At 44.6% G+C, this 10,654-nt stretch carries 14 protein-coding genes, 7 tRNA genes and 1 pseudogene; 2 read left to right on the top strand and 20 right to left on the bottom strand.

Going from position 1 to position 10,654, the window contains the following annotated elements; all coding sequences use genetic code 11:
* Positions 1-128: 128 nt before the first annotated feature.
* The 15 genes and pseudogenes from QUA02_RS31950 to QUA02_RS32020 all read right to left on the bottom strand — a co-directional run bounded on the left by QUA02_RS31950 (position 129) and on the right by QUA02_RS32020 (position 8,214).
* Positions 129-1,091, bottom strand: a complete 963-nt coding sequence (locus tag QUA02_RS31950; protein WP_333033719.1) for a GNAT family N-acetyltransferase — start codon at positions 1,089-1,091, stop codon at positions 129-131.
* Between the two features lie 210 nt (positions 1,092-1,301).
* Positions 1,302-1,375, bottom strand: a tRNA-Lys gene (locus tag QUA02_RS31955).
* A 178-nt stretch (positions 1,376-1,553) separates the two neighbouring features.
* Positions 1,554-1,760, bottom strand: a complete 207-nt coding sequence (locus QUA02_RS31960; protein ID WP_333033721.1) for a DUF6887 family protein — start codon at positions 1,758-1,760, stop codon at positions 1,554-1,556.
* Complete coding sequence (locus QUA02_RS31965) at positions 1,760-1,936, bottom strand: DUF6888 family protein (RefSeq protein ID WP_333033723.1); 177 nt, start codon at positions 1,934-1,936, stop codon at positions 1,760-1,762. The genes QUA02_RS31960 and QUA02_RS31965 overlap by 1 nt, the downstream gene beginning before the upstream one ends.
* A 100-nt stretch (positions 1,937-2,036) precedes the next feature.
* Positions 2,037-2,819, bottom strand: a complete 783-nt coding sequence (locus tag QUA02_RS31970; RefSeq protein WP_333033724.1) for an ATP-grasp domain-containing protein — start codon at positions 2,817-2,819, stop codon at positions 2,037-2,039.
* A gap of 113 nt (positions 2,820-2,932) precedes the next feature.
* Positions 2,933-3,139: pseudogene (locus QUA02_RS31975) on the bottom strand (EF-Tu C-terminal domain-related protein); the annotation flags it as partial.
* 112 nt (positions 3,140-3,251) lie between these two features.
* Positions 3,252-3,443: a hypothetical protein gene (locus QUA02_RS31980; RefSeq protein WP_333033726.1), complete on the bottom strand. Its 192-nt coding sequence runs from the start codon at positions 3,441-3,443 to the stop codon at positions 3,252-3,254.
* Positions 3,444-3,479: 36 nt separating this feature from the next.
* A complete protein-coding gene (locus tag QUA02_RS31985; RefSeq protein WP_333033729.1) occupies positions 3,480-3,644 on the bottom strand; it encodes a hypothetical protein in 165 nt (54 codons plus the stop codon).
* The gene (locus QUA02_RS31990; RefSeq protein WP_333033731.1) at positions 3,641-4,015 is read right to left on the bottom strand and encodes a DUF433 domain-containing protein; all 375 of its coding nucleotides are present in this window, start codon (positions 4,013-4,015) and stop codon (positions 3,641-3,643) included. Before QUA02_RS31990 ends, QUA02_RS31985 begins: the two co-directional genes overlap by 4 nt.
* Before the next feature lie 67 nt (positions 4,016-4,082).
* On the bottom strand, positions 4,083-5,477 hold the full coding sequence (locus QUA02_RS31995; protein ID WP_333033732.1) for an ankyrin repeat domain-containing protein: 1,395 nt from the start codon (positions 5,475-5,477) through the stop codon (positions 4,083-4,085).
* Between the two features lie 70 nt (positions 5,478-5,547).
* A complete protein-coding gene (locus QUA02_RS32000; RefSeq protein WP_333033734.1) occupies positions 5,548-5,778 on the bottom strand; it encodes a hypothetical protein in 231 nt (76 codons plus the stop codon).
* A gap of 111 nt (positions 5,779-5,889) precedes the next feature.
* Positions 5,890-7,119, bottom strand: a complete 1,230-nt coding sequence (tuf, locus tag QUA02_RS32005; protein ID WP_333033735.1) for an elongation factor Tu — start codon at positions 7,117-7,119, stop codon at positions 5,890-5,892.
* Positions 7,120-7,221: 102 nt separating this feature from the next.
* A tRNA-Ser gene (locus tag QUA02_RS32010) sits at positions 7,222-7,306 on the bottom strand.
* Positions 7,307-7,468: 162 nt separating this feature from the next.
* Positions 7,469-7,540, bottom strand: a tRNA-Lys gene (locus QUA02_RS32015).
* Between the two features lie 101 nt (positions 7,541-7,641).
* Complete coding sequence (locus tag QUA02_RS32020; protein ID WP_333033737.1) at positions 7,642-8,214, bottom strand: dihydrofolate reductase family protein; 573 nt, start codon at positions 8,212-8,214, stop codon at positions 7,642-7,644.
* Positions 8,215-8,451: 237 nt separating this feature from the next.
* Here QUA02_RS32020 and QUA02_RS32025 point away from each other — a divergent pair, with 237 nt between their 5' ends.
* Together QUA02_RS32025 and QUA02_RS32030 are read left to right on the top strand one after the other, a co-directional pair.
* Complete coding sequence (locus tag QUA02_RS32025) at positions 8,452-8,616, top strand: ribbon-helix-helix domain-containing protein (protein ID WP_333033738.1); 165 nt, start codon at positions 8,452-8,454, stop codon at positions 8,614-8,616.
* 77 nt (positions 8,617-8,693) lie between these two features.
* Complete coding sequence (locus QUA02_RS32030; RefSeq protein ID WP_333033740.1) at positions 8,694-8,924, top strand: hypothetical protein; 231 nt, start codon at positions 8,694-8,696, stop codon at positions 8,922-8,924.
* 414 nt (positions 8,925-9,338) lie between these two features.
* Here the strand turns inward: QUA02_RS32030 and QUA02_RS32035 are convergent, their stop codons facing one another.
* The 5 genes from QUA02_RS32035 to QUA02_RS32055 all read right to left on the bottom strand — a co-directional run bounded on the left by QUA02_RS32035 (position 9,339) and on the right by QUA02_RS32055 (position 10,560).
* Complete coding sequence (locus QUA02_RS32035) at positions 9,339-9,908, bottom strand: 3'-5' exonuclease (RefSeq protein WP_333033742.1); 570 nt, start codon at positions 9,906-9,908, stop codon at positions 9,339-9,341.
* A 148-nt stretch (positions 9,909-10,056) separates the two neighbouring features.
* A tRNA-Ser gene (locus tag QUA02_RS32040) sits at positions 10,057-10,139 on the bottom strand.
* Positions 10,140-10,143: 4 nt separating this feature from the next.
* A tRNA-His gene (locus tag QUA02_RS32045) sits at positions 10,144-10,217 on the bottom strand.
* A 5-nt stretch (positions 10,218-10,222) separates the two neighbouring features.
* Positions 10,223-10,295, bottom strand: a tRNA-Ala gene (locus QUA02_RS32050).
* A 188-nt stretch (positions 10,296-10,483) separates the two neighbouring features.
* Positions 10,484-10,560, bottom strand: a tRNA-Ala gene (locus QUA02_RS32055).
* Positions 10,561-10,654 lie beyond the last annotated feature (94 nt).

A 10,654-nucleotide genomic window follows, 5' to 3' on the forward strand; every position in this document is an offset into this window, starting at 1 on the left:
GTTTTTGGCTGGCATACACTATAACTAATGATTGCTTATTTTTTTATATTATACAATCTAGCTGCGTCTCAGCTTAGGACTTATGCACGGGTAGCCAGAAACCGGGTTGTTTCACCAAAAAATATCAATCAAACATCCTTAACATAGGAAATGCTGTCGCGAATATTGTGAAAGCCGACTGATTCGTAAAGCCGCAATGCACCGGAGGAATTTTCAGCATCGACGCCGAGAATAGCAGTAGCGACACCGGCAGCTTTCAGTCGATGCAAACCAGCGAGCAACATGGCTCGTCCCAATCCCATTTTGCGGAAGCCGCGCCTAGTGCCGAGACAAGCAATCCAGCCTTCATTGCGCCCGGTACGATCGCACTCTTGCACACTAATCTGGCAGTAACAAAAACTGACAAATGTGCCGTCATCAGCAACAGCAATCAAGTCTAAATCATTTCTATAATCGGGTTTAGCTAACTCGTGCTTAAATTTATCCACCGTTAAATCGTGATGATTCCAGTGATCGATAAACGACTGGTTGAACATTTCTACCCAAGCTTCCGCATCCTGTTCGCCGGGGAACTGAATGAGGGCAAAACCTTCGGGAAAGTCCGGTTCTGGGATGGGTTCAGAGAGCGATCGCGCCATTCGGTAAAAATAGCGATCGACCTTAAAACCGCAACTTGCCAGCACAGAAATGCGATCGCAATCCTCAGCGCGCGCGTAGGTTCGCAGCTTCACGCGCCCGCCCCGCATCGCAGACACCTCGCGCATCCGCACTTCACTCCAGGCGATCGCGGCTGCTTCCACATTGCCTCCGCGCGCGTCGGGGTGGACGCGAAACCACAGCCAACCGTCAATTACTTCCCCAGGCTCAGAAACCGACAACTGAGCAAAACCGATTAATTTTCCCTCCGCATCTTCCCAAAGGCGGATATCGCGTGCTACATCTAGAGACGGTGCGTTAAATTCTTGTTGTAGTTCCGAGATGGAAGTGCCTTCATCGAGCCGATCGACTGATTCGCAAGTATTGATTAAATGGGCGATCGCATCTAAATCGCGATCGCCCCCATAGCAGCGCGCCGAGAGATTTGCCATCATAGCTAATCACCATTTCCTGTTGTTATTCAGTTTAAAAATAGCTTGGGCGATCCTCTTCGAGGGCTTCGCTAACGCAGTTTTATCGCTCAGATGAGCCGATCGGTCGATCGGCATTAAAAATCCCACAACGCAAACACGCAGACGCATCCAACCGCTACAGCCGTTGATTGCACTCGTGAGTTTCGATAAATTTGGGTTCAAGATTTGGGATGGGAGTAGAAGGACTTGAACCTTCGACCTTGAGATTAAGAGTCACCTGCTCTAACCAACTGAGCTATACTCCCGCATCTAGGCTACTATAACACAACTGTTCTGAAAATTCAACTATTTTTGTATAAATTTGTGGCGATCGCCCGGGGTCAATATTTAACGCAAGTGCGATCGCGCCATTACAACCTCAAGCAACTTAAGTAGCGGCTTTCGTTTATTCGCTGCAATGCGGTGTTATGGCGCTGTACTGCGCTACTTCTGATGCTGTGCTATTTGCTGGCGAATTGCTGTCTGAATTTTGACATCAAAGTCTGGATCGTCAACTGTTGTAATGACTCTCGGCGATCGTTCCCGACGTTTTGCTAGATAAGCTTGAAAAGCAGCTCGATCGTCTCGGTGGTCAAGAAAGTACCGCCTTAACTCTCGGTAAGACATTGCACTGTAGTTAATTTGACTCATTACAGCACCTCCCCATTCGGCGTAATTTCCAACTCGATTTCCTCATTATTTCCTGCCAAGATGAATAAATTTTGAGTGCGATCGTCAATGCAAATGAGGTGAATGGGCTGAAACATTAAATACGTCAACTGGTAGCCAATTCGATACAAACCCCTCAATTGTGCGTTGGTAGGCATTTAACCCCTGTTAGTTAAATCATATTTTTTCAGTATACAATTTATTCTACCAATCGCCAAGGCTCAACATTATAAAATAACGAGTTTGTCCGATCTTATCTTATCTGCCCCAGAGTTGTGCAAAACGTTCGGCCGACCATCCAACCAGGTCTGATACTTGCCCATCTCCAATCTCTACTATTCGCTTGACTCCATCTTGACGTTCTACTGCATCCACACAGAAAAATTTGCTGTGAATTCTCGCAGCACATTCCCTCACAATATCAGGGATTTCTTCGTTCTCACAAGCAGCAAACAGTTGGCCGCGTACAGCGAAGTAACGCTTTTCGGATTCTACAACAAAATCCTCGACAAGTCGCACACAAATCCCACCTTCTATTGTTCCTCGAAACTTTTGCATCTGGGCAAGGATCGCTCTAATTTCTGATGGGTGTTCAATAATTGAACCGGCTGAGGTTTTGAGAGACTTAACGTAATCTTTGATAAAAAACCTTTCCCAGCCTAATGTTCTCAATTCACTTTCCAAATCATCATCAATGGTGTAAAACTTTGTTATTGGGGTTAAATCGGCGATGGCAGGATACCAATTTGGTAGATAGTGCGTTAATAAATACTCAGCTTGAGAGGTAAAGGGAAAAGCTCCTGCGCTCTCTACAGCATTAACCAACAATTCGTATTCCGAGGGTGAAAGCATCCAGCCTCTGTAAACTACTTCTGAGTTTTGGGGAAGCGGCGGGCTGATTTTAGGTGAATTGTCCCCCAAGGATTCTAAGCAAATAGCCGCCGTGTTGAATCCTGCTTTATTAAGCGATGCAGCTTGCTCGATGTACATCTCATCTACCTGTTTTGGATTGAAGTAATCGCTAGGAAAAAGAAATATCATGACAGCTTTATTACTGCTACATAACCTTACAAGAATATGAGTAATTATACATAAAAAAATGAGTAAGGTGGACTTTTGCCCACCCTACTGATTCTAATTGGTTCCGAAAGCGTCTACTTGAGAATTCGGGAGACGACACCGGCGCCGACAGTGCGATTGCCTTCGCGGATGGCAAAACGCATATTTTGTTCGATCGCGATCGGCTGCAACAACTTCACAGTCATATTAACCCGATCGCCCGGAACTACCATGTCGATCGCGCTGCCGTCATCAGCCGTAAAAGATGCGATCGTACCTGTAACATCCGTTGTCCGCACGAATTAGTGACACAAAGATATGGCGGGGCGGGTTTATGAATTTGTTGGCTTTGAATTGCAGAATACTGGTGAACCCGCCCCTACAATATATGGAACGTAAACTAGGCTTTATGGTTCACGGGATAAATAGCCGACCAACCCCCATGTATTGCTCGATATCGAGCGCAATCTCAACTATTCTATCGGCACATCTATTTCGATAATCGCGATCGTCGATTCTATCAACATTTCCGATTGTCAGCACTGGAAATGAATCGGGCGTGTTTTCTTCACGAAGCACCTGTTCTAGGGAGTCTTCTCCTTTCATAGTTCGATTTGCGGTCAGCAAAATCATCTGGCTTTCTTAGGCAAATCGCCAGACAATGCGATCGTCACTATCAACTGATAGCCCAACTTCTTCAAAGGTAACAAAGCGGATAGGTAAGAGAGCAAGCCAGCCCTGATTGGCAATATTTCCTAAGAGAATAACGGCGTGTCCCTCAAGATTGTGGTCTGTCAAAAAACTCATGCGTTTGATGCGTGCCTTGCTTTCTGTGCTTGGAGTTTTGCCCAGAGAGCTTCTGTACCTGGTTTCGGTGGCAGTTGAGCGATGCGAGCAAAATGTTCGCGATTTCGCTCTTCCCAATACTGTCGATTTTCCTCTGCTATTTGCAAAACTTCTTGATACTCTGCCTCGACTTGAGCGCGATTTGCTTCAATGTAAGAAAGGGCGACATTGACTTGTTCGTCAGTGAGACAAAGCTTTTCGCGGATCAATTTTGGCGGATAACTGGCGGTGACATAATCCATCACGTCGTATAGGGTAATGCGCGTACCTCCGATCGTCAGTCCGCGTCCTGTTCGGATAATGCTTGTTTGAGTGCTTGGTGTCGAATTCATAATCGTAATTTGTGGGCGATCGCTTCTATAATACCTTATAAAATAAGGAGTCTGTTGCAGTAAAATCTTACAATGATTTACATCGCTTCTTATCAGCTGATCGCAGATTTAATCCTATTTTGAGCGAGTGAGCGAGCAAAACATCAAATATATCTCGATAATTTCTGCAATCAGCCAATTGAATAGGGGTACAGCCCCGTTGATTTTGTGGATTCACCATTGCTCCCGAAGCTAACAGCGATCGTACAATCTTTAAATGACCGAGTAAAACAGCTTTGTGTAAGGGTGTATCTCCGTTATTATCTCTAGCATTGACATATGCTCCTGAAATTAAGAGGAGTTGCGCAATTTCCAAATGTCCCTCTAGAGCTGCTTTGTGTAAAGCTGTATTTTCGCTATAGTCTTTAGCATTGACATCAACTCCACAAGTGATTAGAAGTTCTACAACGGGTTTATGTCCCTGTTCAGCAGCATAGTGAATTGCTTTTTTGCTAATTGTTCCTCCTTGAGGAAGTAAAAACTCAATAAGATTTTTTCGTCCTCCAGCAGCGGCTCGATCGATAAGATTTCCATGCCAGCTATGAGGACTTCCTTCTACGGAAAGTCCGCGTTGTAGCAATAGCTGTACAACATCTTGGTGTCCGTTATCTACTGCTAAATCTAAGACTCCATCACCCCAATCTGTAACGACATCAATATTAGCTCCATTATAGATTAATAGCCGCACCATTTCCACAAAACCCCAATTGGAAGCAATGCTTAAGGCATAATAACCCTGAGCGCATTCATAATTCACATTTGCACCGCATTCAATCAGTAGTTTAGCTACCTCAAGCTGGTTATTTGCTGCTGCGAAGAACAACAAAGTATGACCGTTAGATTCTCTTACTATACGAGCATTTGGATCTCCCCCTTGTTCGAGATAAAGCTTAACATCCTGGATATTACCGAGCGCAGCAGAAACGTGCGTGTTAATAACCGCACCTTTAGAAAAAAGTAGTTCGACAATTTCTCGATGTCCCCTAGAAGCGGCAACCTGAATGGGTGTTTCGTTAAGAGAGTTGACTGTATTGATATTTGCTTCAGCAGCAATAAGTGCTTCAACTATCTCGAATTGATTGTCCCAAGCTGCGGCGTGTAAAGGAGTGTTTATAGAGCCACAACTGCACCGGAAATTTACATCAGCACCAGAGTCTATCAGCAATTTTGCTAATTCTATATTTTTATAGTGGATAGATAAGTGTAGAGGTGTATAGTTACTTCTGTCTGGTGCGTTAACGTCTGCACCCCTAGCAATTAATATTTCAGCCATCCTGAAGGATTTTATCATAATTGCTTGGTGTAGAGGGCTGCTATCTAAGCAACTTTCATCTCGGAAATTTATATAGTCACCTCGCTCTAGGAGAGCAATAACTCTCTCAAAATCCTGATAGCGAACTGCTTGACATAATTCCTCACTCATTGTATTTTTTGATTAAATTCAATTATTTATTAAACAAGGTCGCAATGTTTGACTGTATTCACAATCCTAACTATTTTCGCAATAAACTCAGTGAAATTGTTGCTTTCTTTTGAGATAAGTTTTTCAAAAAAGCCATAAAATAAGTATTTTTTTTGAGCAGTTCCACTTCGACTTCAAAATCATCAATTGGCGCGAGGGCAAACATTTTGCCGTCAGGCTGGCGCAAAACAACTGCTTCGCCTTTTGCTAGGGCGATCGCCTCATCTAGTGTCTGCCTGCTTTCTAACTCAATAATCTTCATAACGGGAATTCCATAATTTAAATTACTCCCATACTAACTCAAACATAATCGTAAAAATTAGTAAGGCGGGCAAAAGCCCACCTTACTGATTTTAGCCGATCGCCCTTTTGCCTACTTGAGAATCTTGGAGACGACACCGGCGCCGACAGTGCGATCGCCTTCGCGGATGGCAAAACGCATATTTTGTTCGATCGCGATCGGCTGCAACAACTTCACAGTCATATTAACCCGATCGCCCGGAACTACCATGTTGAGCGCACTCCCGTCATCAGCCGTAAAAGATGCGATCGTACCTGTAACATCCGTTGTCCGCACGAAGAATTGAGGGCGATATCCCGCAAAGAAAGGAGTGCGGCGGCCGCCTTCTTTTTCCGACAGCACGTAAACCTCAGAATCGAATTCAGTGTGAGGTTGAATAGAACCGGGTTTAGCAAGCACCATACCCCGTTCAATTTCGTCTTTTTGGATGCCGCGAAGCAACAAACCGACATTATCTCCAGCCATTCCTTCATCCAGAATTTGCTGGAACATTTCAACACCGATAACAGTTATCGTGCGAGTGTTTTGGATTCCCACTAATTCCACAGTATCGCCGACTTTGATTTTACCCCGCTCGATTTTGCCCGTGGCGACAGTTCCCCGACCTTTGATCGAGAACACATCTTCAACAGCCATCAGAAAAGGTTTGTCAATATCGCGATCGGGCGTAGAAATCCAGTCATCTACCGCATCCATCAAATTGTAAATGCCATCAACCCACTCATCCTCGCTGCGGTATATTTTCGGATTAGCAGTCATCTTTTCCAGCGCTTTCAGTGCCGAACCTGCGACAATTGGAATATCATCGCCGGGGAAACCGTAAGAACTGAGAAGTTCGCGAATTTCTAACTCGACTAACTCCAAAATTTCCGCATCGTCCACCATATCTTTCTTATTCAAAAAGACAACCAACTTCGGCACTCCCACTTGCCACGCTAACAAGATATGTTCGCGAGTTTGAGGCATCGAACCATCTGCCGCCGACACGACGAGGATTGCACCATCCATTTGAGCGGCACCCACGATCATGTTTTTCACGTAATCAGCGTGACCCGGACAATCAACGTGAGCGTAATGGCGATCGCCAGTTTCATACTCAACGTGAGCCGTATTAATCGTGATTCCCCGCTGTTTTTCTTCCGGTGCAGCATCGATTTCGTCGTACTTTTTAGCCTTGGCCCGACCCTGTGCAGCCAGCGTCATTGTAATCGCCGCTGTTAGGGTTGTTTTGCCGTGGTCAACGTGACCGATAGTACCGACATTGACGTGGGGTTTGTTCCGTTCAAATTTGGTGCGTGACATTACATTTGATTCTCCTCTAAGAGTTGATTTGGGTTTCTAATCATGAGTTTTTAGTCTTTAGCCTGTTATGGATGACTAATGACTGATGACTAATGATTAAAAAGGAAAGTGGAGGAGTCGAACCTCTACAGCTTTCGCTGCACCCTGGTATTCCAAACCAGTTGCCGTCCACACAGCCGCACTTTCCAAGTTTTGAAATTTTTAACCGCAGATAATTGCAGATAACGCAGATGAACGCAAATAAATGCAGCAGATCCCATGCAACTATATGCCCTTCAATCTAAAATCTAAAATCTCACAGATTTCCCTCAATCTAAAATCTAAAATCTAAAATCTAAAATCGATTGAGTGGGTGGTATAGGAGTTGAACCTATCTGGTACCGGTTAAAAGCCGGGTGCATAACCGCTTTGCTAACCACCCATAAAAATTCAGCGTTTGTGTAATTCCTAAAAAATCATTGTGTAGTAAACACTTCAGTCCTTTTTTGCCCCCAGCAATTGCAACGCATAAAGTCCCGATTGCTAATGCTTCACTCGATAATGAAGCAACATGAAACCGTTGCTATAGATTTTGCGATCGGTAAGTTCCAAGTTTGTCGGATCGAGTGCACGCGAAAAAAGAGGAATTCCCGATCCGATTACTACCGGATTTAACTTAACAATCATCTCGTCAATCTCAGAAAAAAGAGTTGCCGCTAAAGCGCCACCACCGCACAGCCAGATGTCTTTACCCGTTTCTTTTTTCAATTCCTTAACCGCTGCGACTGGATTGTCCGAAACAAGTTCAATATTCTCATCGGGACTGGCTTCAATAGTGCGCGAAAAGACATACTGCTTCAAGGTGGGATAAGGATTAGTTACACCAAAATTTAGCCCTACCTCATAGGTTTTTCGTCCCATCAAAACCGCATCGAACTGCTTGTTCTCTGCACGAATGCCTTGTGCTTCCTGAAAGTGAGCCGGAAACGTTTCAGGAAAGGAATCGAACAAATCAGCGAAATGCTCCCCTTCCATAGGAAAACAATCAAATGAGCCATCTTCGCGAGCAATAAACCCGTCAACCGTGCAAGCAACGTAATATTTTAGTTTTCTCATGTTTCACCTTATTTTATTAAGTTGTTTGGTTACTGCTTGCTTCTGAATGTAACTAATATATCCAATCGCTCCCTTGGTTAGAGATTTGCGATCGACCTTTTTATTGGTTAGCGGACAGTTTCGCAGCAGCAGCCATTTTATCGCGCTGCGCCCGCATCCCTACAGACGATCGCAGCAAGGTGCGATCGGTACTCGGAAAGAGGATAAGCTGATGTCAACTAAACATAACTGCTTGAAATGGCTGACAAAGAAGAGACTGCTGTGATTAAAGTCACAGTTCCCAAGCGTTTGCACGAAAAACTGAGAAACATCTCCCAGCAGACAGGAGTTCCTATGTCCACTCTGCTAGTCATGGCGGCTATCAAGGAATACAACCTCGTGGAGGAAACTGAATCTAAGTAACCATTAGTATACCCCGAGTATCCTCGAAAGGTACTATATGGTATAGTTCAGGAATAGTCAACCCTGGAGGTGTGCTTGTGACTCAAGATGAACTCGAAGCCCTTGTCGATGAACTCGGCTTAGTGTCAGTCGTCAGCCTGCTGGCAAATATCTGCCACAACAAAGCCCGACAAACCTTGTGCCTGAAGGGACAAGGGGCTACTCCTTATACCGCTTGGAACAGCAACGGCTTCTTGCTGAAGCAGTTGATGACCAGACTGCGACCAATCGGCAGCTACGATCGCGATTTAGACCTCAAGAACAACTGAGGTTCTGAGGTTCAACCCGTGCAAGTCCGTAAAGCATTGGTTTTAGTCGGTTAACAGCCGAGTATGTATGCTTTAACTGTTAGGGCACGGGTTGAAACTCTTCGATTTGGACTTGAACCTTGAGTGGAGAGGACGGGACTCGAACCCGCATCGATCGACAGCAACTTTCAGGAAACGCGCTTCCTTACTGCCCGCAAGCAGACGGGAACTGCCCCCATCTCGGACTGTTAATTCCTTTCAGTGCTTCTGCAACCCGCTGCCAGTTTGCGTTTTCAGGGAACGTCGCGAAGCAACTTTTTACCCTACTCAACAAACCCGATCGTCCTTTTGGGAGCCGCTTTTCCAAAGTTTTTACGGTGCCATTCCACTTAGGCGACCTCCCCATAATTTTTCTTACTCTAGTACGATCGCAAATCAGGACAACTGTTTTCGCTCCAGAATATAAGGCAACAGTTTGGCGATATTTCTAGCATCATCAATGCCTCGGTGATGAGTTCCTTCTAGCGGTAAACCCGCGAGTTGCAGAGCTTTCGCCATGCCATACCGTTTTCGCAAACCTTGCTTTTCTGTAAACAATTGTTTGAGATTGACATGAGGATAAGCAATGGGAAAAGGTACTTTGTGAAAATTGCTGTCTTGTTCAAATTGTTTGCGATCGAAATCACCCCAAGAACCAAACACGCCGTTTGAATAACCAGACAGCCATTTTTTCAAAAGTGCGATCGCCTCCGGGTAAGTGGGAGCTTCCTCGACTTGTGCCTGAGAAATAGATGTTAGCAATTTGCAGAATTCAGTCAGCATAGGATGGCGAACTGGCTTAATAAAGCTTTGAAACTCATCAATAATAATTAGCGTTTCTGCTTCAAGCATAACGGCTCCAATCTCAATAATCTCCATCTCACTCTGTTTGAGAGTTCCTTGTTTGTCACAGCAGGTTGCTTCAAGGTCAAGCACTAGATAGTAATTGTAATCTTTTAAATTCATATTTAACCTTTATTTTTATCCGGTGAAATTACAACAATTTCACCTAGACTTATTATAAACCAATCCATCCACCGAGGAGGTACTGCCCCTCCTATCGCCGCGTTATCAGCACGGTGTCTCGCTTTTCGACTTCCGGTGGTTAATTAAAAGGAAGATGAAGGAATCGAACCCTTACAGTTAACTGTACCCCAGTTTTCAAGACTGGTTGCCAACCATTTAGCGGCATCTTCCAAGGGGTGTCTGACGGGAATTGAACCCGCTATTACTGGTTCCACAAACCAGCGCCGCTACCGATTTGGCTTCAGACACCGCAGTGGAATCAAGGAGAATCGAACTCCTAACCTCTTGCGTGCAAAGCAAGCGCTCTACCAATTGAGCTATGACCCCGTGTAAAAGATTCACCTCTGGAGTAAATCTAAAATCTAAAATCTAAAATCGAATGACTCCGCGTCAAAGATTCACCTCTGGAGTAAATCGAAAATCGAAAATCGAAAATCGAAAATCGAATGACCGCGCTTAAAAGATTCACCTGTGGAGTAAATCTAAAATCTAAAATCTAAAATCTAAAATTGGTGTGGTGGATTGCGATCGGATTTGAACCTATATCTTTCTAACAGCCAGTTAGATGCTTTACCAATTAAGCTACGAACCCCAGACAGCAGGAGCGGTAGCAGGGTGGATTAATTGTCGAGAGGCGAAATCAAGGCTATGAAGGCTATTGACCAACTTTATGCGAGGCATTTAAC

It is taken from the genome of Microcoleus pseudofavosus SVA1_A4 (genome assembly GCF_036700565.1).
Taxonomy (GTDB): domain Bacteria; phylum Cyanobacteriota; class Cyanobacteriia; order Cyanobacteriales; family Microcoleaceae; genus Microcoleus.

What these genes read in the sequence shown, in the direction of transcription:
- QUA02_RS32025 (WP_333033738.1), top strand. Translation starts at nt 8,452, where the DNA reads ATGGCTGACAAAGAAGAGACTGCTGTGATTAAAGTCACAGTTCCCAAG.
- QUA02_RS31985 (WP_333033729.1), bottom strand. Translation starts at nt 3,644, where the DNA reads ATGAGTTTTTTGACAGACCACAATCTTGAGGGACACGCCGTTATTCTC.
- QUA02_RS32000 (WP_333033734.1), bottom strand. Translation starts at nt 5,778, where the DNA reads ATGAAGATTATTGAGTTAGAAAGCAGGCAGACACTAGATGAGGCGATC.
- QUA02_RS32020 (WP_333033737.1), bottom strand. Translation starts at nt 8,214, where the DNA reads ATGAGAAAACTAAAATATTACGTTGCTTGCACGGTTGACGGGTTTATT.
- QUA02_RS32035 (WP_333033742.1), bottom strand. Translation starts at nt 9,908, where the DNA reads ATGAATTTAAAAGATTACAATTACTATCTAGTGCTTGACCTTGAAGCA.
- QUA02_RS31995 (WP_333033732.1), bottom strand. Translation starts at nt 5,477, where the DNA reads ATGAGTGAGGAATTATGTCAAGCAGTTCGCTATCAGGATTTTGAGAGA.
- QUA02_RS31965 (WP_333033723.1), bottom strand. Translation starts at nt 1,936, where the DNA reads ATGCCTACCAACGCACAATTGAGGGGTTTGTATCGAATTGGCTACCAG.
- QUA02_RS31950 (WP_333033719.1), bottom strand. Translation starts at nt 1,091, where the DNA reads ATGATGGCAAATCTCTCGGCGCGCTGCTATGGGGGCGATCGCGATTTA.
- QUA02_RS31980 (WP_333033726.1), bottom strand. Translation starts at nt 3,443, where the DNA reads ATGAAAGGAGAAGACTCCCTAGAACAGGTGCTTCGTGAAGAAAACACG.
- tuf (WP_333033735.1), bottom strand. Translation starts at nt 7,119, where the DNA reads ATGTCACGCACCAAATTTGAACGGAACAAACCCCACGTCAATGTCGGT.
- QUA02_RS31970 (WP_333033724.1), bottom strand. Translation starts at nt 2,819, where the DNA reads ATGATATTTCTTTTTCCTAGCGATTACTTCAATCCAAAACAGGTAGAT.
- QUA02_RS31960 (WP_333033721.1), bottom strand. Translation starts at nt 1,760, where the DNA reads ATGAGTCAAATTAACTACAGTGCAATGTCTTACCGAGAGTTAAGGCGG.
- QUA02_RS31990 (WP_333033731.1), bottom strand. Translation starts at nt 4,015, where the DNA reads ATGAATTCGACACCAAGCACTCAAACAAGCATTATCCGAACAGGACGC.